General features: G+C 47.7%; 28 protein-coding genes, 10 tRNA genes and 1 riboswitch. Of the genes, 9 read left to right on the forward strand and 29 right to left on the reverse strand.

Annotated elements, in window-relative coordinates:
- Window positions 1–106 precede the first annotated feature (106 nt).
- The 19 genes from KNQ06_RS13115 to acpS all read right to left on the reverse strand — a co-directional run bounded on the left by KNQ06_RS13115 (window position 107) and on the right by acpS (window position 7,717).
- Window positions 107–183 (reverse strand) — tRNA-Ile (locus KNQ06_RS13115).
- Window positions 184–201: 18 nt separating this feature from the next.
- Window positions 202–278: transfer RNA gene (locus KNQ06_RS13120), tRNA-Arg, on the reverse strand.
- 4 nt (window positions 279–282) lie between these two features.
- Window positions 283–369 (reverse strand) — tRNA-Leu (locus KNQ06_RS13125).
- A gap of 17 nt (window positions 370–386) precedes the next feature.
- Window positions 387–462, reverse strand: a tRNA-Lys gene (locus KNQ06_RS13130).
- A gap of 7 nt (window positions 463–469) precedes the next feature.
- Window positions 470–541: transfer RNA gene (locus KNQ06_RS13135), tRNA-Gln, on the reverse strand.
- A gap of 4 nt (window positions 542–545) precedes the next feature.
- Window positions 546–621: transfer RNA gene (locus KNQ06_RS13140), tRNA-Asp, on the reverse strand.
- Window positions 622–657: 36 nt separating this feature from the next.
- Window positions 658–733: transfer RNA gene (locus KNQ06_RS13145), tRNA-Val, on the reverse strand.
- A 3-nt stretch (window positions 734–736) separates the two neighbouring features.
- Window positions 737–811, reverse strand: a tRNA-Glu gene (locus KNQ06_RS13150).
- A 49-nt stretch (window positions 812–860) separates the two neighbouring features.
- Window positions 861–952: transfer RNA gene (locus KNQ06_RS13155), tRNA-Ser, on the reverse strand.
- Window positions 953–959: 7 nt separating this feature from the next.
- Window positions 960–1,034: transfer RNA gene (locus KNQ06_RS13160), tRNA-Asn, on the reverse strand.
- Window positions 1,035–1,183: 149 nt separating this feature from the next.
- Window positions 1,184–1,624 (reverse strand): SprT family protein, encoded by a 441-nt coding sequence (locus KNQ06_RS13165; RefSeq protein WP_195865960.1) that lies wholly within the window; start codon window positions 1,622–1,624, stop codon window positions 1,184–1,186.
- A complete protein-coding gene (locus KNQ06_RS13170) occupies window positions 1,621–3,741 on the reverse strand; it encodes a Tex family protein (RefSeq protein ID WP_214772228.1) in 2,121 nt (706 codons plus the stop codon). The genes KNQ06_RS13165 and KNQ06_RS13170 overlap by 4 nt, the downstream gene beginning before the upstream one ends.
- Window positions 3,742–3,804: 63 nt before the next feature.
- Window positions 3,805–4,602, reverse strand: a complete 798-nt coding sequence (gene sigB, locus KNQ06_RS13175; RefSeq protein ID WP_023469620.1) for an RNA polymerase sigma factor SigB — start codon at window positions 4,600–4,602, stop codon at window positions 3,805–3,807.
- Window positions 4,568–5,050, reverse strand: coding sequence for an anti-sigma B factor RsbW (gene rsbW, locus KNQ06_RS13180; protein WP_023469621.1), 483 nt, complete (start codon window positions 5,048–5,050; stop codon window positions 4,568–4,570). The genes sigB and rsbW overlap by 35 nt, the downstream gene beginning before the upstream one ends.
- On the reverse strand, window positions 5,047–5,373 hold the full coding sequence (locus tag KNQ06_RS13185) for an STAS domain-containing protein (protein WP_023469622.1): 327 nt from the start codon (window positions 5,371–5,373) through the stop codon (window positions 5,047–5,049). The genes rsbW and KNQ06_RS13185 overlap by 4 nt, the downstream gene beginning before the upstream one ends.
- 194 nt (window positions 5,374–5,567) lie before the next feature.
- Entirely contained in the window at window positions 5,568–5,918 is a 351-nt protein-coding gene (locus KNQ06_RS13190) for a type II toxin-antitoxin system PemK/MazF family toxin (protein ID WP_023469623.1), read from the reverse strand.
- A gap of 3 nt (window positions 5,919–5,921) precedes the next feature.
- Window positions 5,922–6,146 carry a hypothetical protein gene (locus KNQ06_RS13195; RefSeq protein WP_023469624.1) on the reverse strand — a complete coding sequence of 75 codons (225 nt, stop codon included), beginning with the start codon at window positions 6,144–6,146 and terminating at the stop codon, window positions 5,922–5,924.
- Between the two features lie 139 nt (window positions 6,147–6,285).
- Window positions 6,286–7,359, reverse strand: a complete 1,074-nt coding sequence (gene alr, locus KNQ06_RS13200) for an alanine racemase (RefSeq protein ID WP_149427975.1) — start codon at window positions 7,357–7,359, stop codon at window positions 6,286–6,288.
- Complete coding sequence (gene acpS / locus KNQ06_RS13205; RefSeq protein WP_050679019.1) at window positions 7,337–7,717, reverse strand: holo-ACP synthase; 381 nt, start codon at window positions 7,715–7,717, stop codon at window positions 7,337–7,339. The genes alr and acpS overlap by 23 nt, the downstream gene beginning before the upstream one ends.
- 68 nt (window positions 7,718–7,785) lie before the next feature.
- Here acpS and KNQ06_RS13210 point away from each other — a divergent pair, with 68 nt between their 5' ends.
- Entirely contained in the window at window positions 7,786–8,526 is a 741-nt protein-coding gene (locus tag KNQ06_RS13210) for a rhomboid family intramembrane serine protease (RefSeq protein ID WP_064300646.1), read from the forward strand.
- A 433-nt stretch (window positions 8,527–8,959) separates the two neighbouring features.
- Here KNQ06_RS13210 and KNQ06_RS13215 read toward each other — a convergent pair whose 3' ends face one another.
- The 3 genes from KNQ06_RS13215 to KNQ06_RS13225 are packed head-to-tail and all read right to left on the reverse strand — an operon-like array spanning window position 8,960 to window position 10,008.
- Window positions 8,960–9,223: a hypothetical protein gene (locus KNQ06_RS13215; protein ID WP_023469628.1), complete on the reverse strand. Its 264-nt coding sequence runs from the start codon at window positions 9,221–9,223 to the stop codon at window positions 8,960–8,962.
- Window positions 9,224–9,242: 19 nt separating this feature from the next.
- Window positions 9,243–9,743: a hypothetical protein gene (locus tag KNQ06_RS13220; RefSeq protein WP_023469629.1), complete on the reverse strand. Its 501-nt coding sequence runs from the start codon at window positions 9,741–9,743 to the stop codon at window positions 9,243–9,245.
- A complete protein-coding gene (locus tag KNQ06_RS13225) occupies window positions 9,733–10,008 on the reverse strand; it encodes a 4a-hydroxytetrahydrobiopterin dehydratase (protein WP_023469630.1) in 276 nt (91 codons plus the stop codon). The genes KNQ06_RS13220 and KNQ06_RS13225 overlap by 11 nt, the downstream gene beginning before the upstream one ends.
- Window positions 10,009–10,171: 163 nt before the next feature.
- On the opposite strand from KNQ06_RS13225, the gene KNQ06_RS13230 reads away from it, so the two are divergent.
- Together KNQ06_RS13230 and KNQ06_RS13235 are read left to right on the forward strand one after the other, a co-directional pair.
- Complete coding sequence (locus tag KNQ06_RS13230; protein ID WP_064300647.1) at window positions 10,172–10,705, forward strand: cysteine hydrolase family protein; 534 nt, start codon at window positions 10,172–10,174, stop codon at window positions 10,703–10,705.
- Window positions 10,706–10,722: 17 nt separating this feature from the next.
- Window positions 10,723–12,174 carry a nicotinate phosphoribosyltransferase gene (locus tag KNQ06_RS13235; protein ID WP_029342847.1) on the forward strand — a complete coding sequence of 484 codons (1,452 nt, stop codon included), beginning with the start codon at window positions 10,723–10,725 and terminating at the stop codon, window positions 12,172–12,174.
- Window positions 12,175–12,224: 50 nt separating this feature from the next.
- Here KNQ06_RS13235 and KNQ06_RS13240 read toward each other — a convergent pair whose 3' ends face one another.
- Complete coding sequence (locus KNQ06_RS13240; protein ID WP_029342848.1) at window positions 12,225–12,551, reverse strand: hypothetical protein; 327 nt, start codon at window positions 12,549–12,551, stop codon at window positions 12,225–12,227.
- Between the two features lie 142 nt (window positions 12,552–12,693).
- Here KNQ06_RS13240 and KNQ06_RS13245 point away from each other — a divergent pair, with 142 nt between their 5' ends.
- Window positions 12,694–13,185: a YwpF family protein gene (locus KNQ06_RS13245; RefSeq protein ID WP_023469634.1), complete on the forward strand. Its 492-nt coding sequence runs from the start codon at window positions 12,694–12,696 to the stop codon at window positions 13,183–13,185.
- Here KNQ06_RS13245 and KNQ06_RS13250 read toward each other — a convergent pair.
- Together KNQ06_RS13250 and KNQ06_RS13255 are read right to left on the reverse strand one after the other, a co-directional pair.
- Window positions 13,182–13,772 (reverse strand): histidine phosphatase family protein, encoded by a 591-nt coding sequence (locus KNQ06_RS13250; RefSeq protein WP_215148562.1) that lies wholly within the window; start codon window positions 13,770–13,772, stop codon window positions 13,182–13,184. The two genes, KNQ06_RS13245 and KNQ06_RS13250, sit on opposite strands and share 4 nt — an antisense overlap.
- A gap of 17 nt (window positions 13,773–13,789) precedes the next feature.
- The gene (locus KNQ06_RS13255; RefSeq protein WP_149427978.1) at window positions 13,790–14,779 is read right to left on the reverse strand and encodes an alpha/beta hydrolase; all 990 of its coding nucleotides are present in this window, start codon (window positions 14,777–14,779) and stop codon (window positions 13,790–13,792) included.
- Between the two features lie 169 nt (window positions 14,780–14,948).
- Here KNQ06_RS13255 and KNQ06_RS13260 point away from each other — a divergent pair, with 169 nt between their 5' ends.
- Window positions 14,949–15,962, forward strand: coding sequence for a metal ABC transporter solute-binding protein, Zn/Mn family (locus tag KNQ06_RS13260; RefSeq protein ID WP_149427979.1), 1,014 nt, complete (start codon window positions 14,949–14,951; stop codon window positions 15,960–15,962).
- 69 nt (window positions 15,963–16,031) lie between these two features.
- A riboswitch (SAM riboswitch) is annotated at window positions 16,032–16,136 on the forward strand.
- Window positions 16,137–16,217: 81 nt separating this feature from the next.
- Window positions 16,218–17,528, forward strand: a complete 1,311-nt coding sequence (locus KNQ06_RS13265) for a Na+/H+ antiporter NhaC family protein (RefSeq protein WP_075642934.1) — start codon at window positions 16,218–16,220, stop codon at window positions 17,526–17,528.
- Between the two features lie 43 nt (window positions 17,529–17,571).
- Here KNQ06_RS13265 and KNQ06_RS13270 read toward each other — a convergent pair whose 3' ends face one another.
- A complete protein-coding gene (locus KNQ06_RS13270) occupies window positions 17,572–17,775 on the reverse strand; it encodes a hypothetical protein (RefSeq protein WP_149427980.1) in 204 nt (67 codons plus the stop codon).
- 157 nt (window positions 17,776–17,932) lie between these two features.
- On the opposite strand from KNQ06_RS13270, the gene KNQ06_RS13275 reads away from it, so the two are divergent.
- Window positions 17,933–18,745 carry an aldo/keto reductase gene (locus KNQ06_RS13275; RefSeq protein ID WP_050678472.1) on the forward strand — a complete coding sequence of 271 codons (813 nt, stop codon included), beginning with the start codon at window positions 17,933–17,935 and terminating at the stop codon, window positions 18,743–18,745.
- Between the two features lie 125 nt (window positions 18,746–18,870).
- Here the strand turns inward: KNQ06_RS13275 and KNQ06_RS13280 are convergent, their stop codons facing one another.
- From KNQ06_RS13280 to KNQ06_RS13290, 3 genes are all read right to left on the reverse strand, one after another.
- Window positions 18,871–19,332 (reverse strand): hypothetical protein, encoded by a 462-nt coding sequence (locus KNQ06_RS13280; RefSeq protein WP_029342856.1) that lies wholly within the window; start codon window positions 19,330–19,332, stop codon window positions 18,871–18,873.
- An 86-nt stretch (window positions 19,333–19,418) separates the two neighbouring features.
- The gene (locus KNQ06_RS13285; RefSeq protein WP_149427981.1) at window positions 19,419–20,864 is read right to left on the reverse strand and encodes an alanine/glycine:cation symporter family protein; all 1,446 of its coding nucleotides are present in this window, start codon (window positions 20,862–20,864) and stop codon (window positions 19,419–19,421) included.
- A 182-nt stretch (window positions 20,865–21,046) separates the two neighbouring features.
- Window positions 21,047–23,500 (reverse strand): CoA-disulfide reductase, encoded by a 2,454-nt coding sequence (locus KNQ06_RS13290; RefSeq protein ID WP_215148564.1) that lies wholly within the window; start codon window positions 23,498–23,500, stop codon window positions 21,047–21,049.
- A gap of 200 nt (window positions 23,501–23,700) precedes the next feature.
- Between KNQ06_RS13290 and KNQ06_RS13295 the strand changes: the two genes are divergently transcribed.
- Both KNQ06_RS13295 and KNQ06_RS13300 read left to right on the forward strand, forming a co-directional pair.
- Window positions 23,701–24,228, forward strand: a complete 528-nt coding sequence (locus KNQ06_RS13295; protein WP_023469644.1) for a type III secretion system chaperone family protein — start codon at window positions 23,701–23,703, stop codon at window positions 24,226–24,228.
- A 156-nt stretch (window positions 24,229–24,384) separates the two neighbouring features.
- Window positions 24,385–25,569 (forward strand): hypothetical protein, encoded by a 1,185-nt coding sequence (locus KNQ06_RS13300; protein ID WP_214772244.1) that lies wholly within the window; start codon window positions 24,385–24,387, stop codon window positions 25,567–25,569.
- The last annotated feature ends 17 nt before the right edge of the window (window positions 25,570–25,586 follow it).

Here is a 25,586-nt window from a genome sequence, read left to right on the forward strand (position 1 = left end):
AGTCACGATTGACGAAGCTTGCGCTTCATTCGTTTTTGTATTCCGTAGAATACGATTTTTGCCTCATCGTTCAGTTTTCAAAGTTCGTCATTGTTTGTTTTGAAAATGGTGGGCCTAAGTGGACTCGAACCACCGACCTCACGCTTATCAGGCGTGCGCTCTAACCAGCTGAGCTATAGGCCCGTCAAAGCAAACAAAATATGGTGCACCCTGAGAGATTCGAACTCCCGACCCCTTGATTCGTAGTCAAGTACTCTATCCAGCTGAGCTAAGGGTGCGATATGGTGCGGTCGAGAGGACTTGAACCTCCACGATGTTGCCACCACTAGGCCCTCAACCTAGCGCGTCTACCGATTCCGCCACGACCGCAAATATGAAATTAAAAATGGTGTGTCATGCAGGATTCGAACCTGCGACCCTCTGATTAAAAGTCAGATGCTCTACCAACTGAGCTAATGACACATAAAAACTGGGCTGGAAGGGATCGAACCTTCGCGTGCTGGAATCAAAATCCAGTGCCTTACCACTTGGCTACAGCCCAAAAATGGCGGTCCTGACGGGATTCGAACCCGCGATCTCCTGCGTGACAGGCAGGCATGTTAACCGCTACACCACAGGACCGCAATTTGAAGTTGTAAACAACTCTTTAAAAAGAAATGGTGGAGGATGACGGGATCGAACCGCCGACCCCCTGCTTGTAAGGCAGGTGCTCTCCCAGCTGAGCTAATCCTCCATATGGTGACCCGTACGGGATTCGAACCCGTGTTACCGCCGTGAAAGGGCGGTGTCTTAACCGCTTGACCAACGGGCCATATCGTAATTAATAATTATTCTCAAGAAACATTTTCACATAAGAGGTCTGGCGGAGATGGAGGGATTCGAACCCTCGCACCAGTTTCCCGGCCTACACCCTTAGCAGGGGCGCCCCTTATAGCCACTTGGGTACATCTCCAAAAGAATGGCTCCGCAAGTAGGATTTGAACCTACGACCTACCGGTTAACAGCCGGTTGCTCTACCGCTGAGCTATTGCGGAACGTTACGTTCTGTTCGGAACACTTTTATATAGTAGCAACTTTTTTTCTTTCCGTCAATGCTTTTTTAAAAAAGTTTTTAGCGACGATAAGTTGTTTAGTTGCTGTCGTTTTGACGACTTCTATAATTTATCATGCTCCGAAATGAACGTCAACTACTTTTGTAAAAAATCTTTCCACGACACCGACCACATCGATATCTTTCCGTATTCATGCGTCTTTTCCTTCTATATAATGTGCTGCATTTCTCACATTCATAAAGATAGGATTTTTTTTCGTCTTCTTGTCTTCTGGGACTGTATCGAAGCCCACCATAGCGCTCTAACCATTCCTTGAAGTCTTGATCTTGATGACGGTGTCCCATTCCTGCTAGATGTAAATGATAGTGACATAGTTCATGAATCACGATTCCGCGGAAGACTTTCATGTCATCGATATATCGTTTATTGAAGTCTAAATGGTGATCGCCTAAGAAGTAGCGACCACCTGTCGTCTTCAGTCGTGGATTAAAATAAGCTTCATGTCGAAACGGTAAGGAAAATACGTCGAGCGAAAGTTGCTCGACGTATCGTTGTAATTGTTCATTCGTCATTTCGGCGGAACCAGTGTCAAACCAATGCGTCCCCGCTCTGGTTCAACATTCGTCACCCATACCGTCACGATATCCCCGACAGCGACGACATCAAGTGGATGTTTGACACGCTTACGACTAAGCTTCGAGATATGAATCAAGCCATTCTCTTTCACTCCGATATCAACGAACGCACCAAAATCAAGAACATTCCGGACCGTCCCTTGGAACTCCATCCCGACTTGGATCATATCCATCGATAGAACATCTTGGCGAAGCAACGGTTTATCGAGCGCTTCCCGTGGATCACGACCCGGACGTTGTAACGCTTCGATGATATCACGTAATGTCGGTTCTCCGATCTCGAGCGTCTGTGCCATCTCCGGTAATGACAATGTAGACAATTGTTCCCGCACCGTATCCGTTCCAACTTGATCAAGTGTTAAGCCTAATGTCTTGAACAACTTCTCGACTGTTTTGTACTGCTCTGGATGAATCGGCGTCCGGTCGAGCGGATGCGTACCTTCTAGAATTCGCAGGAATCCTGCAGCCTGTTCATATGCCTTTGCACCAAGACGAGGAACTTTCAATAATTCCTGACGCGTCTTGAACGTTCCAAGTTCCGAGCGACGTTCGACGATTTTTTTCGCCGTCGCTTTCGTGATTCCTGCGACATAACTCAAAAGCGGTTCTGACGCTGTATTAACATCAACTCCGACTTGGTTGACGACCGTCTCGACGACGAAATCAAGTGTCTCCTTCAGTTTCGTTTGCGAGACATCATGTTGATATTGACCGACTCCGACAGACTGCGGGTCGACTTTGACGAGTTCAGCCAGTGGATCTTGCAGGCGACGCGCAATCGAAATCGCGGATCGTTGTTCGACTTGAAGCTCCGGAAACTCCGTCCGGGCAATCTCTGAAGCAGAATAAATACTTGCCCCTGCCTCGTCGACGATCGTAAAGGCGATATCTTTTTGCCCCTGCATCCAGTCCGCAACGAATGCTTCTGTTTCCCGCGAAGCTGTACCATTGCCGATTGCAATCAATTCGATCCCGTATGTATCGACGAGCTGCGAAAGAGTTTGGCGTGCTTCTTTTGCTTTTTGTTCTGACATCGTCACGTAGATGACGCCGACTTCCTTCATTTCACCTGTCGGATCGATGACTGCCCACTTACATCCTGTCCGGTAAGCCGGATCCAGTCCCAACATGACTTTCCCTTTCATCGGTGGCTGCATGTAGAGTTGGCGGAGGTTCTTACCAAAGACGTCGATTGCTTGGAGCTCTGCCTTTTCCGTCAGTTCATTGCGAATTTCTCGTTCGATGGCAGGGAAGACGGATTTTTTATAGCCCGTCGTGATCGCCGCTTCGACGATATCGCGTTTCTTTGGCGCCAGTTGTGCGTATGAACGAAGCAATGTTGGTAAAACCTGCTGTTCCTCTAACACGACTTTCACAGAGACGATTTTCAATGCTTCCGCACGGTTAATCGCAAGAATCCGGTGCGGAACGATCTGTTGAATCCGTTCACTGTAGGCATAATACTGTGCAAATACACCTTTTTCATCGACTGCATCCTTTTTCTGTTTCGTAACGATTTCTGCTGAACGGCGCATTTGCTTACGAATGAACTCACGCACCGTCGCTTGTTCGCCCCACTCCTCGGCAATGATCGATTGTGCCCCGGTAAGAGCTTCTTCCGGATCCAGCCCATTGCTCAAGCGATGGAATGTCGCTTCATCATAAGCAGACTTGTCGCGGAACCAGTCAGCAAGTGGTGCAAGCCCTGCTTCCCGTGCAATTTCCGCCTTTGTCCGACGTTTTGGTCGAAACGGTAAATAGATATCTTCGACTTGTTGTAACGTCGTCGCTTCCTCGAGCGTTCGACGGAGTTCCGGCGTCAATGCACCTTGCTCCTCGATTTTTTCAAGGACGTCACTCCGTCTACTTTCAAGTTGTGTTAATTGTTTATGTCGATCAAGAATCGCTTTGATCGCGACCTCATCGAGTTCACCTGTCTGTTCTTTTCGGTAGCGGGCGATGAACGGAATCGTACCGCCTTCTTCCGTCAATTGTAAGACTGCCTTCACTTGCGCAGGACGTACATTCAATTCACTTGCGATTCTCTTTTCCATCTGCTTCACCTCTCATTCATTATACCGAAGAACGCATGGAAAAGAAAAAAGACTGACACAAGGTCAGTCTTTTGAGAATACTTCATTTGGTTCGACTTTGATCGCTTCACGTAACTTCTGCAAAGCACGTCGTTGGAGACGGGAAACGTGCATTTGTGAAATGCCGAGTAATTCGCCCGTTTCTTTTTGACTCATATTGCGGTAGTAGGCACATTCGAGAATCGAACGTTCGCGGTCCGTTAAGACAGCAAATGCCTTTTCAAGAATCAGACGCTGATCGACGGAGTCGTAGCCGTTTTCTTGATTCCCGACGAGGTCGAGTAACGTAACGGTACTACCTTCCTGATCTGCCTCAATCGAACTATCGACGGATAATGCTTGATAGCTTTTACCCATCTCAAGTGTTTCGAGGACTTCCTCTTCCGATACTTCAAGACGCGCAGCAATTTCATCAATGCGCGGAGAGCGTTGCAACTCCGTCGTCAATTCTTCCACTGCTTTCTTGATTTTCGGTCCGAGTTCCTTAATGCGACGTGGAACGTGGACGCTCCATGTCTTATCGCGGATGAAACGTTTGATTTCACCGATGATCGTCGGAACAGCAAACGACTCAAAACTGCGACCGAATTCTTTATCGAAGCGGCGAAGCGCTGCGAGCAACCCAATCATACCGACCTGAACGAGATCGTCATGAATCGGTCGACCACGCGAGAACTTCCGGGCCAAAGCTTCTACCAAGTCTGAATAACGCTCGAGTAATGCCGCATGCACTTCCTCATCTTGGTCGTCCTGCTGATACAAATCAATCAGTCGAAGTACTTCATCATCACTGTGATGGCGTTGTTGAGACTTTGCTGGCACTTTGACCCACCTCATCTCTATTCATATATTTTGTCATATGGACAGTGACGCCGTTCGCTTTCTCGATCGTTACTTGATCCATCAATGCTTCGATCATCAAGATGCCGAGTCCTCCTTCATGCAAGGAATCGAGATCGTGTGCATCCGTAATCGGTTCACTTTGGCGTTTGACCTCATCTTTATCGAACGTAATGCCGTTATCCTTGACGACAATCTCGAGACGATCATCTGGATAGACGTTACATGTCAAGGCGATGCTACCATCTTCTTTTCCTTCGTACGCATGTTGAACAGCGTTCGCGCATGCTTCCGAGACAGCGATCTTGATATCTTCGATGTCATCATACGTATATCCCATCCGGTTCGCGACGCCTGAAACCGTCAAACGAGCAATGGCTACATATTCCGGTTTTGCCGGTAATGTCATGTTTAGTTGTTCGTTCTTCATTGCGTTCCACCTCTTACACCACTATCAATTGTAATGATGCTTGAAAGACCTGTGATTTCGAATAGACGACGGATGCGTTCAGAAACGCCGACGAGCGTGAACGATGTACCGTTCTTTTTCGCTGCTTTGAGCGCTCCGACGAACACGCCGAGACCTGTCGAATCCATGTAGTGTACTTCGTCCAAATGGACGACGACATCGTTTGTTTCAACTGCCGGGACTAGTTCTTGGCGAAGCTTTGGTGCTGTATACGTATCAATCTCACCTGCGATATAAAGATGCGTCTGACCGTCAAGCTGCTCTGTTTTAATTGTTAAATCCATCTTCAAGTTCCTCCTCAAGGAAAATCTGTCTATGTGGTCTTGCTATTCATCCTACCTCATCCCTTTATAAAAAGGTCACTTGGGTATGTTTCCCCGAAGTGAAAACTTTAAAACCTATTTTATAAAAAAAGAGGTCAAAAAAAGTCGCATACGCTAGTATCGACTCTTCTTGTGTTGCGCTTCTATGTAAGTGCCTAAAAATCAACCAAGCCTAAGCTGATTGCGACGGCACTATTTACCTTCATCATCGTGTCTGGATCTAGATGTGTGACTTTATCCGTTAGACGGCGTTTATCAATTGTCCGGATTTGCTCAAGTAAGATGACCGAATCACGTTCTAATCCGTGTCGCTCTCGATATACTTCCACATGGGTCGGTAGTTTGGCTTTGTCGATCTGTGCCGTGATCGCAGCCACGATGACTGTCGGGCTGAATCGGTTACCAATATCATTTTGTAGAACAAGCACGGGACGAACCCCCCCTTGTTCCGATCCGACCACAGGTGACAAATTTGCATAAAACACGTCGCCACGTTTGACTATCAAAGCTTACACCCCGCTTACTTGACGTAGGAGTGAGAACTCCGCCTCCGTTTCAATCTGGAACATTTCGCCAACGATCGATAAATTGATTGCTGCCATTTCTTCGTAACCACGCTTCAATTCCTCACGTAGCTGACGCTTGCGTTCTTCGGTCGTATGGTTCGACTTCATCCCAATCGTCTCCTTCGCTACATTTCGCTCAACAAACTGCATTTCCCGTTGTTGGACCAAGATAATGGCACCTCCAGATTCACTGAAACCTTAACGAACGACTCACTTTCTACTTCAATATATCAGTCGAATTCAGAAAATACAATCAAAATTCAAACAAATAACATATTTTTGCCATCTTATTGATGTCTTGTACGAATCATTGACGCGGAACACGCTTCGAGAATTGACACAGAACTTCATAGTTGATCGTCCCGAGCCAATGGGCTGCTTCCTCGATCGGTGCCCCTTCTCCAATCAAGATGACTTCCGTCCCAATCGGATATTCCCGCGGTAAACGAATCATGAGCCGATCCATGCAGACACGACCGACGATTTCGCACGGTACACCGTCTACGATCAACGAATAGCCTTGGAACTTGCGTGACCAGCCATCCGCGTAACCAATCGGAACGGTACCGATCCATTCATCCGTCGGTGCTGTATAGGTCGCTCCGTAACTGATCGTTTGACCCGGCTCGACTTGTTTGACCTGCATCAAACGACTTTTCAGTGAAAACGCTGGTTTTAAGAACTCGTAATGTCCTGCCATCTCATCCGACGGCATCGCCCCATATAACGCGATACCGACTCGTACGACGTTAAACGGCGCTTGACCCGCTAAGCGAATCGCTGCCGCCGAATTGGCACAGTGGACGTAACGGATATCCGGTACTAGTGCGACATACGATAAAAACGTCTTGAGCTGGCGCTCGAATAACTGACTGTTCAGCTCGTCAGCAGTCGCGAAATGCGTATAGATGCCTTCGAGTTCGACGAGATCATCATCGCACTCAGCAAGAATTCGCTTCAACTCATCGACATGTTGTAGTCCGAGTCGTCCCATTCCCGTATCGATCTTGATATGCAAGCGGAGATGATCGATTTCCGTCAAATGACGTTTCGCTTCCTGAAGCCAATCGGCTGAAAAGACAGGAACGGCGACATCATAATTCGAAGCGACTGGTGCATGTTCTGGTAGTAAGGCTTCAAGCATCAGGATCGGTGCTTGGATGCCCGCTTCGCGTAACTCGATCGCTTCTTCAAGGAGTGCGACAGCGAGTAAGTCGGCTCCGTTCTCAAGAGCGATTTCAGCGACTGTCACTGCCCCGTGACCATAGCCGTCCGCTTTGACGACCGCCATCACCTGTTGCTCGCCCATCCGTGTTTTGATTTCGCGTATATTATGTGCGATCGCTTCCCGATCGATTTCAATCCAAGTTGGTCGGTACATCCCATTCCCTCTTCTCTAATAAGACTTGCGCAGATGCATAATGCTCAGAATGTGTGATCGAGACGTGGATGACGCCATCGAATGGTCCACTCATGATCGGTCGCCCCGTCTCATCGTTTAAGACTTCAACGTCTTGCCAAGAGACTTCTTTTCCGACGCCAGTTCCGAATGCTTTGACGAACGCTTCCTTTGCGGCGAAACGTCCAGCGAGATACTCGATGCGACGATGTCCCGAGAGCGATTGAAATCGTTCCTGCTCTGCCTGGGTTAAGATTCTCCCAGCAAAACGTGGCTGTCGCTCGAGCGTTTGCTCGATTCGATTCAGTTCGACCAAATCGATTCCAATTCCATAAATCATCTGAGACGCCTCCACAGTTCTATTCTTCGCCATCTTCATATAGAATGAAGATGAAGCGAGGTGTTGTCATGTTTAGTCGAACGGAAAACCTACAAACGTTCACACGTTCTTATCCGGTCGTTTCGTTGTTCATTTTAATCCAAGTTGCCCTGTTTGTCATCGAACAGTTGGGCCCACTCCTTAATCTGACATTCTCTCCTCTAAATGCAGGGGCATCCATCAATCTCTTAATTGAACAAGGTGAATGGTGGCGTGTCGTCACAGCAACGTTCTTGCACTACGATTTTTGGCACATTGCGTTCAATACGTTTGCTCTCGTCATCTTCGCTCCACCGCTTGAGCGGATGATTGGTCACGGTCGATTTGCAGCCTTTTACTTGCTCGTTGGTACGCTGGCGAACATCTTGACGTACTTCACGAAAATCAATGAACCGTTTTATGGTCAAGCTGGAGCATCGGGTGCCATTCTTGGTTTGCTTGGTTTTTATGTCTACTTGAGTCGATTCAAGCGGACGGTCATCCTAGCAGATGATACACGTCTTGTGTATATCTTCACTGCGGTCACGGCAGTCTTTACGTTGCTCGGATCGAACGTTGCTGTCTTTGGTCATTTGTACGGTTTCGTCCTCGGATTCCTCTTTGGATTCGTCTTTGGTAATCGCGCCGTTCCATTCACACGTCCGTTTCAAACCGGTCGTCGTTCGAGCGGTGGACCTGTTTTCGTAAGCGGTTCTGGTCAACTCGGTCGGATCTTCTTCTATATCATCATCGCGTTTGCCGTACTCGGATTATTCTTCCGCTACTTGTAAACCAGCATACAAAAAGAACTCCGCTACACACTCGAGTTCTTGCAGATTGTAGATAAAAGGGCTGACCCAAAAAATGACGCATCTTTTCACACCCTTTCCTCAGGCGAGACACAAGCCAGTTTTCCCGCTCCATTCGAGCAGGAAAACGGGTCTTGTTTGTCTCTGACAGCGCAAAATCGCGCTTTTTCCTGTAGGAGTGGCGTATGACGCGTCATTCTTATGATACTTGGAAGAAGGATTAGAGAAGTATTTTGTTCTCTCGACATCGCTTCCTAGGGAAAAACAAGCAAGAGCGACCCTGAAGCGGCGCGATGCTTGTCCCAGGAAAACGATGCGAGACGAACAAAAAAGCGTAATCCTTCTCGTTAGAGAAAAATTACACTTTGTCTTCAGTCTCAAAGGACTCCGCTACACGCGTGAGTCCTTTTTTTGCTTATTTGCGAAGTACTTCTGCTAAGTCCTTCACGTCGTCAATCAGGTTATGGATCGTCTCCTGATTGTCCGTATAGAGTGCTTTTAATTCCTCAAAGCGCCCTTTTGGATCTTGTTTGACGGCAGACAATTGTGTTCCTGCGCCGCTGAATGTCCGTTTCACTGCTGCAAACTGCGCTTGGCGCGTATCTTTATGCAGTAGTGATAAAGTAGCGCCGACAAGTGCGCCACCGAGTGTTGCTACGACAAAATAGTTCTTCTTCATCTGTTAGTCCCCCTGCATCTCACTCATTTGTTGGTGGTACGATTTGATACCGTTTCATGACGGGAGAAGGCGCGAACGACTTCCCTGCCTCTTCAGCATACTGGTCTACCGTAAGACGTTCAACTGATTTTGCATAACGAGCTCCGTCCCCTGTCTCTTGGAACTGAATCAATAAGGCAAGATCCGTTCCCTTCTCGACACGTCCAATCCGAAATGCCTGGAAGCCACCATACTCTGCTCCGATGACTTTCGGATTCGACATCACTTGATGTACGAATAGATCCCCGCTATTTTGATCTGCCGGAATCGACCAGTAGAAGAGACTGCCTTCGTCCGAAAAATTGCCACGTGATTCAAGCAACGTATAGGTATTGCCACTTTGAAAAGGTGATTTCGAGTCCGTCTCCATCCAGAGGATGGCATCGCCGCTTCCACTAGCGACACGAATATGAGCATCACGGGAACGAATTTGTTCAACGAACGAACCGCTACCGAATGTAATCGAAAGTTTAGATGGCATCACAGGCCTCCGCAAGTTGAAAGTCTTTTTCCGTCAATCCGTTTTCATCATGAGTCGTCGCTGCAAGTGTGACGTTTTTATAGTCGATCACGATCCGTGGATGATGATTCAAGTTTTCAGCGATACTTCCGACTTCCTGTACGAAATCCAGTGCCGCAGGAAACGATGCAAGTGTATAAGTCCGGACGATTTCATCATCCACGACACTCCAATCCTGCAACCGCTCAAGACGCTCTTCCACTTCATACTCATTCAACCTAGCCATCCCTTTCTCCTCCTCTACTATCATTTTCGTCCTATACCTTATACCCCATTCTTTTACTTCTCTATACCTGTTTGTATCCGATTTCTTCCTTTTGCCTTCTGTGTGAGATAGAGTACAATGTGAAAGAGAACACTAATTCAAAATCGGAAAGGGGCTTACGCATATGCGCGCTCTGATTGTCATTGATTACACGATCGATTTCGTTGCTGACGAAGGAAAGCTGACTTGTGGAAAACCAGGACAAGCGATTGAAGATCGAATTGCTACGTTGATGGAGGAGTTTTCAACGGAAGACTACGTCGTCATCGCCAACGATATTCACGAAGAAGGCGATACATTCCACCCGGAAACCGTCCTCTTCCCACCACATAATATCCGCGGAACACATGGACGTGATCTGTTCGGGAAAGTCGCAGCCATGGCACGGGTCGCCGATCACGTCATCGACAAGACGCGTTATAGTGCGTTCGCCGGGACGGACCTCGATTTACGCTTGCGTGAACGCGGTATCCGCGAAGTCCACCTCGTCGGTGTCTGTACGGACATTTGTGTCCTTCATACAGCTGTCGATGCCTACAATCTCGGGTATCGTATCGTCGTCCATGCCGATGCGGTCGCAAGTTTTAACGCGACTGGTCACGAGTGGGCGCTTACACACTTTAAACAATCGATCGGCGCAGAAGTCGTCGGCGAATAAGAAGGGATCTGTCCGTCATGTTACAACGTAATCTTGCACTCCATACCGATCTGTACTTACCACGGTGGATGTATATCTATTGGAAAGAAGGACGTCATAATGAACGTGCCGTCTTTGATGTTTACTACCGTTCGAATCCGTTCGCAGGAGGCTATGTCGTCTTTGCGGGTCTCGAAAATATCATCGAGTATATTCAAACACTCCGTTTCACGGAAGAAGATATCACGTACTTGCAAGAGATGATTGGCTTCCCGGATGAGTTCAAGGATGAACTGCGTCAGTTCAAGTTCAATGGCTCGATCTCAAGTGTCAAAGAAGGCGAAATCGTCTTCCCGAACGAACCACTGATTCGGATCGAGGCACGCATCTTTGAAGCGAAGCTCTTACAGACCGCGATTCTGAACATCGCGAACCACGAATCGCTCATCGCGACGAAGTACGCACGTATTCGTCAATCGGCTCCCCGTGCGAAGTTCCTCGAAGCTGGTGCCCGTCGCGCGCAAGGCATCGATGCCGCTTACTTCGGAACGCGTGCTTCGTACCTGGCTGGTTTTGACGTCACAAGCCTTGCTTCAGCAGGACGCGACTTCGGCATTCCGTGTGGTGGAACGATGGAACATGCTGACATTCAATTCCACGATGACGAATTGACGGCATTCCGGACATTCGCTTCTCATTATCCGGATCAGGCGACATTACTCGTCGATACGTACGATACGCTCAAGAGTGGTCTTCCGAATGCGATCACGGTTGCGAAGGAGCTCCAAGCCAAAGGGCATAAACTGCGTGGCATCCGGATCGATTCTGGCGACTTATCTTACTTGTCAAAACGTGCCCGTAACATGCTTGACGAAGCTGGCTTCCCGGAAGTCGACATCGTCTTGTCAGGGGACCTCGATGAGTACGTCATTCAAGACTTACGCATCCAAGGTGCCCAAGCCAATACATTCCTCGTCGGAACACGTGGTATTACAGCTTACGAACAACCGGCTCTTGGGATGGTTTATAAACTGGTCGCGCGTGAAGTAGATGGCGAGCTCGCACCCGTCATCAAAGTATCCTCGTCAAAAGCCAAGACGACGACACCTCACATCAAAGAAGTCTATCGCATCATTGATCCGGTGACGGATAAGTTCAAAGGCGATTACGTGACGTTGATGGACGAAGATCCGTCGACACTTGAAGCTGTCGATCTCATCGACGTCCGAGACCCATCGTTCCGAAATCGCATCGAACAGTTCAAGGTCGAGCGGTTACTTGAACCAATCTTTAAAGATGGAGAACTGGTCTATACGGTCCCAACGATTGAAGAAAGTCGCCACTTCCACGAAACACAGATCGGTCGTCTGTGGGAAGAGTACAAACGGCTGCGGTTGCCAGAGATTTATGCTGTCACATTCAGCGATCGTCTCTGGAAGCTCAAACTCGACATGATTCGGGACACTCGACTGGCAAGTGGGTTAAAATAAGACACTAAAAAGCGCCGTTCTTCCTCCATCGGGATGAACGGCGCTTTTTCTCATGTTAATCCTGCTTCGTTTCCGACAGGTGTCATTTCTGTTGGCGCTTGTTCCATCTTCTTACGAAAGTACCATGCGAAGCCAAGTGCACCTCCGATGAAGACGATATACGTGATGCGTTGACCGAATTCAGCTAAGGAATCCGCGTAGAAAATACTGATTAAATGATCACTTCCACTAATGAGTAGCAAACAGGCAATCAGGAGCGCAATGCGATATGCAAGCGTCGGGCGGTCTGTCGGTTCAGCATGCCAATACATGATGATATGGTGGGCAAGTAGAACGATACCCAGGATTCCTAATATTCCAATGAGTACTTGCGGCATAATGAACGATCCTCCTGTTTAGTAGTATCTAGTCTTATTTAAACATAGTTCATACGAATTTCGTCAGGAAAAGTTTCCCGTCTTACATTCCTCACGGTATACTGTAGGAAAATCGTAAGCGATCAAGGGAGGGCATTTTTTCATGAAAACCTTTAAGTTATGCACTTTACGCATTTTAATGGATGAGTCAGGACGTGATACGACGATTCCCGTCGCCATTCAGGACGGATTGACGGTCAGTACCGAACAGACGGCACAGTGGGTTGCAGAAATCGTCGTTCCTCCGACGGATCAGCCGATCGTCGATGAATTGTTCACAAAACATTTACGTGCTTTGATTGAAATCACGATCTCACGACCTGATAATGACCCTGCCGCGATGATCGTCACGCCTCTTGAACGGACTGTCTTAAGCGAAAACGTCTCGTATGTCTTCACAGGTAAGATGGTCATGATGAAAAATGATTTATCTGAATCGATCTTACGCGAAGTCGTCGAAGATGGATTCGCTGGCGAAGAACTCGTTCAGGAGTATAAGGATCGTCGTTCAAAACGTGGTGCCCATATCACAAGTATCGCTAAAGAAACGTTCAAACAATATTTGACAGAGCATCCGAACACGCCCGTCTCTTAAGGTTTTTCGACCTCGTCCGTGATGTGGTCCGCTACGTTGATTCGATCAATCGTATAGCGATCCGTATGCTGGATATAATTCGCACACGCGTTTTTCAAAGGTGTCCGGTAACTAAATGTCGCGTCAATCGATGATAATGCTGCCTTGATCGTATGCGAGTGACAGACGATTAGAATTCGTTTCCCTTCATACATGCGTGTCACTTCCTGTAGCGCCTCGAACACGCGATCCTGGATGGCTTGTTCCGTTTCAAGACCCGGCACAAGCGTCGTATCGTTCGCTTGAACGGCCTCGTAAATCGCTGCGACTGGTTCACCGGAAGCGGCTCCGAATTCGCGTTCGACAAGTCGCTCGTCTGTCGCTGTAATCGTTAAACCAACAGCACGACCGATGATTTCTGCTGTCTCAACGGCACGCGACAAGGGACTTGCTAACAAGACATCCCACTTTTCATTCGATAGATAAGCGGCGCTAAGTTCCGCTTGTCTTCTTCCTGTTGCATTCAACGGGATATCTTCTCTTCCTTGAATCCGTTCGTTTAAGTTCCAATCCGTCTGACCATGCCGCACTAAACAAATTTCAGTCATGTCTCTGTCTCCCTCATTTAAGAAATATGACTGATTGTATCATGTTTTCCATTCGGAAGTTGTCGCGGTGGCAACAGTAGCACCTGACAGGTGAAACGTTCAATTCGTTCAAGCAATCGCTCAATCTTTAACGGATTTTCCGTCTGAGCGAAACTGGCAAGTGAGTGGGTGCCATTCGGAAAGGAAAACAAACGAACATCGGCTCCGACATCGGCTCCCTTCTCAACGAAATGCAAAGCTTGAGAAAACGGGACGATCGGATCTTTTTTACCGTGCAAGAGCATGATGGGCGGGGCATCCGATGTTAGGTGCGTGACGGGTGAGACGTGCGTCATCAGCTTGCGCCATTCTTCTCGTCCCCCCTTGTAGAACTTAATGTGGGCAATCCAAGTCTGAATGAAATTAAACAACAAAAAGTTCGTCGGTGGATATAAAGCGATCACACCACTGATCAATGGCATGTGCCGCTCATCGCGCTCACCGACGAAAGCAGATGGGGCAAGTGCCGTCGTCAGCATGAGTGCGGCTCCTGCTGAGTCTCCCCATACCATCATCCGTCCTCTTAGAATGCGAAGATCCTCTGCTTCCTTATTCAAAAAACATAACGCATCCCGTACATCTTCGAGGTTATCCGGAAAATAACTGCCCTCTTCGAACAAACGATACTCAATACTACAGACGGCAACTCCGAGTTCAAGCAGACGGTCGACGATTGGACTAAAGCAGAACATGTCATCGCGCTCTCCACGAACGAATGCACCACCGTGTGCATAGATGGCAACTGGAAACGGTCCTTCTCCCGGTGGATAATAGAGATCGAGCTGTAAGATGCAGTCTCCCACCTGTTTGTAGGTGAGCGTCCGCGGTGCAAGTTGTTTTTCTGTGAGTGGCAAGGCGGGTTCGGTCCATCGAAGCAATGCACCATAATTGTTCCAGATACTCGCTCCCGCTGCTGCCGTCGTCAATAACGCAGCTCCCCCCATTAGCCATGCAGTTTCACGTTTCACTTGATCACCTCCAAAAGACGTGCCAGTTTCTTCACTTTATTATCCTTCTACCCCGTTTTAAAAGAAGTCGAACGTCTCGGTATTCGTACTTGACGCTTCACCAGCGTTCCGCTATAGTGAGAAAGTCCAAATCGGAATAGTTACGTTTTAATAATGGAGGTATCATATAATGAAAAAAATCATTCCCGCTTTAACAGTCGCTTTCGCAAGTGCAAGTGTTCTCGCTGCTTGCGGTTCGAATACCGATTCATCGACTTCAGATAAAACCCAGACAGAAGTCTATGCATCAACGTTCGCGACGGCTGCTATTGCCCGCGAAATCGGAGGGGATCAAGTCAACGTCAAGATGATCGTCCCACCTGGAGCAGACCCCCACTCTTACGAGCCGACGTCAAAACAACTCACCGAGATTGCTAAGGGCGACTTGTTCCTCTTAACCGGTACGACGCTCGAGCCGTATTCGAAAAAAATCCAGGAGAGTCTAAAAGGCACGGATGTCCGCTTCGTCGAGACGAGTAAGGACGTCAACTTGCTAGAATCGGATGCTACACTTCATGCACATGAAGAAGAGGAGCATAGTGAAGACGAACATGCCCACGAAGAAGAAGGGCACGATGATCATGCAACGGATGAACATGCGCATGAAGAAGAGGGTCATGACCATGGAAAATACGATCCACACGTCTGGCTCGATCCTGTCAACGCAAAAGCAATGGCACGCTCGATTACAACTGCTTTATCAAAAGAAGTACCAAAAGACAAAGCAACATTCGAGAAAAACTTAAAAGCGTTCGATCAGCAAGCTGATGAATTGGACGAACAATTTAAACAAGCTGTCGCTGATGGATCGAAAAAAGAACTTCTCGTTACGCATGCCGCTTACGGTTACCTCGCAGAACGATATGGTTTCACACAACTGCCGATTGCGGGAATTTCTCCTTCCGATGAACCGTCACAAAAGCAACTGGCCGCTTTAGTGAAAGAAGCACGGATGCATGATTTGAAATACGTCGCGTTCGAAGAGACGGTCTCACCAAAGGTCGCACGTGTCATCCAAAAAGAAATCGGAGCTGAATCCGTGACGATTCATAATCTAGAGTCGGTCACGAAAGCGCAACAAAACAGCTCTTATTTCAAGTTGATGGAAGAAAACGTCCAAACATTGAAAAAGGCACTTCAGTAAAGTACAGTTGACACGCGTTACTCAATGCGGTACGGTAAGAAACGTGTTTTACAACAATTGAATGACTTCTTTTTATCGCGAGAAACGGAGGGACTGGCCCAATGATGTTTCGGCAGCGGACGATTTGATTCGTACTGTGCCAAATCCAGCAAGCGAAAGCTTGAGAGATAAGAAGAGCGTCTTTATTTCATAAAGACCTCCTTCTTTCTTGCGAAGGGGTCTTTTTTTGTATCTTTGAGAAACGAGGTGTCAACAATGAATGAAACGATCACGCCTAACAAATGGGCACTGCTTCCCCTCGTCGTATTCCTAGTTCTCTTCATCGGAGCCGGGATCTTCTATGACGACTTTTACAAATTTCCGATCCTTATCGCCGCACTGATCGCTTTGATTTTTGCTGCAATCACGACGAAAGGATCCATCAATCAAACGGTCGAACGAATCGCAACGGGTGCCGGAAATCCTGATATCATGATCATGGTCTTCATCTTCTTACTAGCCGGTACGTTTTCTGGAACAGCAGAAGCAATCGGCGCCATCGATGCGACCGTTAATGCTGCTTTGACGTTCCTACCTCCGTCGCTCCTCATGAGTGGTCTGTTCATCATCGCTGCCTTCATCTCAATGGCAATGGGGACATCGACTGGAACGATTGCTGCACTCGCGCCAATCGCCTTCGGTATTCATGAAGCGACAGGCATCAACGTTGCGATCGCAGCGGCTGCTGTCGTTGGTGGATCGATGTTCGGCGATAACTTGTCGTTCATCTCGGATACGACGATTGCCGCCGTCCGGACCCAAAAAACGAACATGCGCGATAAATTCCGGACGAACTTCATGATCGTCCTACCGGCTGCTATTTTGACGGTCATCCTACTCGCATTCGTTTCTGGTTCTGGTGACGTCGTCGAAGCAAAAGCATTTGAATTCTACAAGTTGATTCCATATCTCGCTGTCATCGTCCTTGCACTATTTGGCGTCAATGTCATTCTTGTCTTAATTGGTGGTACGTTACTCACCGGCATCATCGGTATGATTGATGGTAGTTTCGGCTTGAGTGGCTTCGTCCTCTCGATGTCTGAAGGAATGATGGGCATGGCGGAGATCTCCATTTTGACGCTCCTCATGGGTGGTCTCGTCAGCTTGATTACGTTCAACGGTGGAATCGCCTTCTTAAAAGAGACGCTGACACGCAAGATTTCACAGCGTCGTGGTGCCGAATTCAGTATGGCGGCACTCGTTAGTGCAACGAATCTCGCGACTGCAAACAATACGATCTCGATTCTCGTCGCTGGACCACTGGCAGCTGAAATCGCCGATACGTATGAAGTCGATCGAAAAAAATCGGCGAGTATCCTTGATATCTTCTCTTGTGGTATTCAAGGCATCATTCCGTATGGAGCACAACTATTGATCGCAGCAGAATTGACGAAAACGGCTTCACCGGAACTGATTCCGTATCTGTTCTATCCGTTCCTCCTCTTCGTCTGTGGATCAATTGCCATCTTCTTCGGCTTACCACGCATGAAGAAGACAGCGACGAAGCAAGAAAAAATTTCTTCGTAACCATAAAACAGGTCCAATCGCGTCGACGATTGGACCTGTTTTATTATTTATTCTGCTTCGCTTGTCGTTCTAAGATTAAGTAAGCGATTGCCGGAAGCGGGAACTGAACGAGTCCAGCGCCTCCCCACACCCATGGATTACGTCCTGACTTTCGCGCACTAAGAAACAGACCCACTGCCTGCGTTACTAACAAGGCGCCAATGCTAAGCCAAGTACATTTGGATAGCTTTTTATTCTTTTGAGCCATCTTTTCTCCCCCTCTTTTAACACACGATTAAATCTCACGATTCTTTTCTATTTTACCTTATTTCATTCCTCCATGAGCATGGAAACGGACGTCTTCGTTCGTTCATGCTAAACTAAACGAGCAAATCTAAACTACGTTTTATGAGGAGGAGTAACACATGCAATACGCAAAACTTTCAAACGGTATTACGATTCCCCAAATCGGATTCGGTGTCTGGCAAGTAGATGAAGAGACAGAAGCACCTGCTGCTGTCGCTGAAGCATTACGTGTCGGCTATCGTCATATCGATACGGCTGCTGTCTACAAAAACGAGCGCGGTGTCGCAAAAGGAATCAAGGAAAGCGGCGTGAAACGTGAGGATCTCTTCTTAACGTCAAAAGTCTGGAACGATGATATTCGTGCCGGTCGGACGAAGGAAGCATTCGCAGAATCGCTCGAACGTCTCGAAACAGATTATCTTGACCTCTATCTTATCCACTGGCCGGTCGAAGGCTATATCGAAGCGTGGAAAGCAATGGTTGAACTGTATGAAGCAGGCAAGATCAAAGCGATCGGTGTCTCGAACTTCAAAGAACATCACCTCGATACATTGGCAGAAGAGGGCTTGATGGCACCAATGATCAACCAAGTCGAGTTGCATCCACAATTACCGCAACACGAACTGCACGAATACTTGCAAGATCACAACATTCAAGTCGAAGCATGGAGCCCACTCATGCAAGGGAAATTCCTCGAAATCAACGATTTCAAGGAAATCGCAGAGAAACACGGCAAGACACCTTCACAAGTCGTCTTACGTTGGCATCTCGACAACGGCATCGTCGCTCTTCCAAAATCCGTTACACCAGAACGCATTGCGGAAAACTTCGACGTCTTTGATTTCCAACTCGATGCCGATGATCTTGAGAAAATTGATCGTCTGGCAACGGATGTCCGCCTCGGACCGGATCCGGACGAAATCGATTTTTAATCTGACGATTCACGTAAAAGAGAACGTCTTCCATATGAAGACGTCTTGATTCATCTGAACGACGAGAGACCCGTTTCCAGTCTACGACTTGGAAGCGGGTCTCTTTTTTTTATGATTTAAGCTGTTCAGACATAATAAATTAAAATCGTATCTTCCGCTTCTTCTGCCTTTTGAAAATAGGCACGTAAATCGGCGAACTGTTCCCAGATATCCTCGAATTCGCCCGGTGTTCCGGCTTCATCATGAATCGAAGCGAGTGCCCGTTGATCAAAATTCCGCATCACCTCAGCCGAGATGATGAGGAGTGGCAAGGGCAGAATACCGACAATCGCCGCTTTCTCCTCATTGACGATCAACTCTTCGCCAACGATCGCTCGTCCCAGGTTGTAATGTGTGTCTTGATCAATATAGATATCGATTTGATTCATCAAATGATAGATGGCGTTCGTCTGTTCGAGGGCGAACAATTGTTCATGATCGGGTTGTGTCTCATGAATGAATAAAATCCAATCCATGATGATGTGGGGATCGTTTCCGAACGACTCCCAGACCGCATCCGTGACGCGGACGAAATGTACGTTTTCCATTCTCCCCCTCCCTTCTGTACTCTGTATTCCCTTTTTAAATTCGTTCTATACAAAAAAAGAGCCAGATTTCTCTGACTCCCTTTTCCTTAAATTGCTTTTTCGTCTTTTTCTGATTCTTGCCATGCTTCAAGCGTATCTTTCCCTGGCAAGTTCGGAATCGAGTCCGTATAGAATCGTGGCTCTTTTCCAGCTTTTCGTTGCCCGACATAATCTTCGAGCGCTAGTTTCGCGATTTTCGAGAGACGGAAGATCGCATACAAGTTAACGATCGCCATCAGTCCCATAAAGATATCTGCTAACGCCCACACGAGGTTCGCCGATTCAACGAGTGAACCGAAGACGATCATGACGAGAACGAGCATACGATATGCCATCAAGACTTGTTTATTTTCACGGATGAAGTTGATGTTCGATTCACCGTAGTAGTAGTTTCCGACGACGGAACTAAAGGCAAAGAGGAAAATCGCGACGACCATGAATCCTGTCGCGAGTGATCCCACTTGTGATGCGAGCGCGCCTTGTGCTAAGTCGATCCCAGCTACCGGTTGACCACTAGCATCTTTTGTTGCCACTCCACTGACGAGAACGATCATCGCTGTCGCCGAACAGACCATCAACGTATCAACGAAGACCGCAAACGATTGAATCAACCCTTGTTTGACCGGGTGAGAGACTTCCGCTGTTGCCGCCGCGTTCGGCGCTGAACCCATACCGGCTTCGTTCGAGAACAAACCACGACGAATCCCGTTCAAGAGTGCTGCACCTACTGCACCACCTGCGAGTGTCTTGAATTCGAATAGACCTTCTTGGAAGATCAATTTAAAAATACTTGGCAGTACTTCAAGATTCGTAGCCATGATGTAGAGTGCGATCAGAATATAACCACCGGCCATGATCGGTACGAGGAACGACGCGACGGTTGCGATACTACGGACGCCACCAAAGATGACAAGTGCCGTCAGCACGACTAGTCCGACCGTAATCCATGTCTTATCAAAGCCGTATTGATTTTGAAGTGAAAGCGAGATCGTATTCGATTGAACGGAATTGAAGACAAATCCGAATGAGATCGTAATCAAGATACTAAATAAAATCCCTAACCAACGTTGACCGAGTGCTTTTTCCATGTAATAGGCAGGGCCCCCACGCCATGCCTTATCGTCCCGTACCTTGTAGATCTGCGCGAGTGTACTCTCGACGAATGCCGATGCCGAACCGATCAAGGCGATCAACCACATCCAGAAGACCGCTCCTGGTCCACCGAGTGCGATCGCTGTCGCGACACCCGCGATATTACCAGTACCGACACGTGCTGCCGTACTGATCGCAAATGCTTGGAATGGCGACACGCCGTCTTTCCCTTTATCCGTTCCTTGGAACAGTAAGCGTAACATCTCCGGTATCATCCGGAATTGAACGAACCGCATCCGGAATGTAAAATAAATGCCTAATCCGATGAGTAAGATGATCAGTACGTTTGTCCATAACATATCACTGATTCTACTGACTACATCCATTACCTGCTTCTCCATCCGATTCCCTCCACTTCCACCACATAGTTTCTCTTTTTAGATGTAAACTTTTTTCACATGTGAATTATCATACGCAATTTTTTTTGAAAAATCAAACTCATCTATACCTCAGACGACAAAAAACGTGTCAAACCTCACATCAGATGTCAGGTTTGACACGTTCATTTAAACAGGTTTTTAGATTAGATGAACAGATTCAGATTGGCACCATCCGTTGCACCAAGGTAACTGGCGACGCCACCATAATCGATATCATCCAGTAATTCCTCTTTCTTGATGCCCATGATATCCATCGACATCGTGCAGGCGATCATTCGGACACCAGCAGCTTGTGCTTTTGCCATCATCGTCTCGAGTGCATCGACTTGTTTGTCCTTCATGACTTTTTTCATCATTTTTTGACCGGCGCCTGCCATGTTCATGTTCGAGAGCGGCAGCTCCCCGGCATGTTTCGGCATCATCATGCCCATCATCCGTTCGATTCCTGCTTTCTCAACTGCCGGTGCGTATGGTTTTCGAATGATGTTCAAGCCCCAGAACGTAAAGAACATCGTCACTTGTTTTCCCATCGCTTGTGCACCTTGCGCAATGACGAAAGAAGCAAGTGCTTTATCAAGATCACCACTGAAGACGACCATCGTCGCATCATCTGCCGGATTGACTTGAACCGGCGCTGCAGCTGGTGTCTCCCCTTGCCCTTTTTCAAGCAAGACCTCGACGACCCCTTGATTTATTTCCGCTGAATGGACCGTGTGACCTAGTTTTTTCGCCCATGCTTGAACGTCTGGCAAGAATCCTGGGTCTGACGCCTTGACGAAAATTTGCTCGCCGTCCGTCATCTGATCGATTTTTGTTTTCAGCTCTAAGATTGGACCTGGGCACTGTAAACCGCACGTATCGAGCAGTGCCACTTGTTCTGGTGTAGCCTTCGTTTTTGGCTCACGTTTCGTTACCGTCACAGCAGTCTCCTCCTTCGCTTGGCTTCGCGCTTCTTGATCACGATGCACGACCGACCATGTTTTGTAGCCACCGCTTAAGTTTTTCACATCATAACCGTGTTGTTGCAACAGTTGACTTGCAACATATCCACGTAATCCGACTTGGCATGTCACATAGATCGTTTGATCCTTCGGCAGATCATCCAACTTCTCACGTAACGTCGGTAACGAGATATTGACTGATCCCGGAATCGCGCCTAACTCGTTTTCCGATGGTTCACGGACATCGAGTAATAAGCCGCCATTGGCGACGATCGCATCGATTTCGTGCCAATGAACGTTCGCACTGTCACCAAGCACGATGTTCGACGCAATATATCCTGCCATGTTGACCGGATCCTTCGCTGAACTATATGGCGGTGCATATGATAGTTCAAGATCTGGTAGATCAAGCACTGTCAATCCACCTTTAATCGCTGTCGCGAGGACATCGATTCGTTTCTCGACACCTGTCATGCCGATTGCCTGCGCTCCGTAGATCGTTCCTTCGATTGGATCAAACAGTAGCTTCATCGAAATCGGACTCGCCCCTGGGTAGTACCCCGCATGCGATCCCGGGTGGAGATGCACCGCTTCGTAACGAAGACTGAGCTGACGTAACCGTTTTTCATTGTTACCGGTCGAAGCGACCGTCAAGTCGAAGACTTTTGCGACCGCTGTTCCGAGCGTGCCGCTGTACCGGACGTCGCGTCCGGCGATGATATCTGCAACGAGGCGTCCTTGACGGTTTGCCGGCCACGCGAGTGGAACATGTGTCGCTTCCTTCGTGATATAGTCTTTAACTTCGATTGCGTCACCAATCGCAAAGATGGATGGATCGGATGTCCGTAGTTGGTCGTCGACTTGAATCGTCTGTTTGATGCCAAGTGTTAAACCAGCATCTGCTGCGAGCGTGCTCTCCGGTGCAACACCAATCGATAGGATGTTCATCTCTGTTTCGATTACGCGTCCACTTGTCAGGACGACGCGGCGACCTGCCTCTTCAAAACGAGCGACGCCATCTTCTAGAATCAACTCGACGCCTTTCGTACGCAGATGTTCATGAACGATTGCTGCCATTTCTGGGTCGATCGGAGCCATGACTTGATCCGCCATCTCAACGAGGGTGACGTGCGCCCCACGTTCGACGAGATTTTCTGCCATTTCAAGACCGATGAATCCTCCACCGATGACAAGTGCTTTATCAGGACGATTTGTATCAACGTATTCTCGCATCCGGTCCGTATCTGGGATGTTCCGTAACGTAAAGACGTTCGTTGCGTCATCGAGTCCTGGAATGTTTGGACGAACCGGTTTTGCACCTGGAGAAAGAATCAGATGATCGTACGATTCATCGTATTCTTCACCCGTTTCGACGTTGCGGATCGTGACCGTCTTCGCTTCACGGTTAATCCGAATCGCTTCCGACAAATTGCGGACATCTAAATTAAACCGTGCATGCATGCCTTCTGGCGTTTGGACGAGTAATTTATTACGATCTTTGATGACATCTCCGATATAGTACGGCAGTCCACAATTCGCGAACGAAATCTCTTTTCCCCGTTCAAGCAAAATGATTTCTGCCGTTTCGTCAATCCGACGCAGTCGTGCTGCTGCCGTAGCGCCACCAGCGACGCCACCTACGATGATCGTTTTCATCTGATGATTCCTCCTCGATTTTCTATCTGCCACTTAATATACCCTGTTAGGTATGTATTTTCAAGTCAGTTGCTCGCAGATTCACAAACATGACATATCTCTACTCTTTTGTATTTTCTTCCTATCTTAACGGACATTAGTTGCAATTCCTTCTGAAATGCTAGAAACTGAATTTATAGTATATAAAGGGGGATTTTGCAATGGACCAGGAACGTAACTCGAACGAATCAAACGAGAACAATAAAGTGACACCGATTCACCAAGATCGTCAACCCGAAACAAACGAACAAGGAATCGCGCCACAACAGCAACAACACTTGGAAGCTTTCCAAGCTTTCCTCGTGGAAAAAGGCATTCCAATGGAAGCACGTGAGAATGAGACACACGTCTTCTTCATGACACAAGAAAAAACACCTGCAGGAGCAGAACCGATGATGATGATCGTCTTCAGTAAGACGACGACAGATGTCGAATTGTTCGCTCGTACGGTGACACACGTACCAGACGGTGTCGAGGATCTCCCGATTCTGAACGCCATCAATGACTTCAACCAAGAATTCAAATACTTCCGCGTCGTTCTCGACAGCGACCGTGATGTCACGATCGCATCAACGATCGATCTTGATCACGGCTTCAATCCGGCTGCGATCTTCGGACATTCTGTCATGATGTTCCAAGCATCAGACGAAGTCTACACGTATTTGACAAAACTGTACGAACAGTTCTAATTTCTCATTTTAAAACGGCTTTGGAGCCCTGCTCCGAAGCCGTTTTTTTCTTTAAAGTTCAATTGACAATGAGAATTATTCTCGATATAGTTAGATTTGTGAAAACGACTACATGACGGAAAACGTCTTATTAATTCTTCTGGGGGAATCACGATTATGAAAAAACGTTTAAAAGTAGCTTCGATCTTCATGGTAGCCGGTATCTTGGCTGCCTGCGGTTCGAATGAAACGGATACGACTGCACCGAAAAAAGAGAAAACGGAACAGTCGACCGAAACTAAATCAGCAGATGCGGGGATCGCTGCAACGACACTGACAGATGAATTGACAATCTTCAGCTCAATCAAAACAGAACTCGACAAAGCAAAAGAAGGACAAGCGATCGATTGGAAGATGGTCACGACAAGTTATGAATCGAAACTCAAAGGTGGTGTCGAGACGACAGCACCAGAAATCGAACAAGTCATCCAGTCTGCTTTAGCAGGTGTGGAAGCGAAGGATCTCGATGAGAACATCGCTCGTCAACTCGTGGATAAAGGTCTACAATCGTATTTCTATAAATTACAAAAAGCAACACAAGCAAAAGCTGAAGAAGCACTCGTAGCTGGTAAACCGGAAGCTGCAACGGAAGCACTCAAGGACGTGGAAGCGATGGCGAAAACCGTCTTCATTCCGACAGCTGAAAAACGGGACGCGAGCTACGGCTTTAAAAACGAAGACGCCATCGCTCAAGCGATCACATCAGGTCTTTCAGCGCAGCAAGAAGCCATCGACGCGAAAGAACTCGGTGACTTCAATGTTGCAAAACAAGTAACGGATAAATCGATTTATCGTTCCTTCTATTTAGCTGCCCTCGGCTACGCACAAAAAATCGAGGATGGTGTCAAAGCCGGTACGGACGAAAAAGAATTACAAATGGAGCAAGCGGAAGGATACGGTTTCCTCCTTGCGATCGAGGAATCATTAGCGGGTGGAGACGAAGAGGCTGTTAAAACACTGAAAGAGCGCTATGATTTCTCAAAAACAAAACCAGCTGACGTCTCTTACAAAGAAATCGAAGGATTGTTCGCAAAAGCGTTGACGGAAAAAGTCGACGGTTATCATGAAGAGGCACAAGAAGCGATCGAGAAGAAAGACGTCGATACAGCACGTGCAGAAGCAATGGAAGCGAACATGTTCGTCGTTGCGATGAAACCGACGCTTGAGAATCGTCTCGGCAAGGACAAAGCAGCACAAGTCGCACAAGACGCAAACGAATGGTTCGCACTCGTCGAAAAAGGCGACGTCAAGGCTGAAACGACAGGTGAACGGATCACAGACGCACTCGAACCACTTAACTAAGAAGGAAATGGAAATGG

Source organism: Exiguobacterium sp. s91, from assembly GCF_018618915.1.
GTDB classification, from domain to species: Bacteria; Bacillota; Bacilli; order Exiguobacteriales; family Exiguobacteriaceae; genus Exiguobacterium_A; species Exiguobacterium_A abrahamii.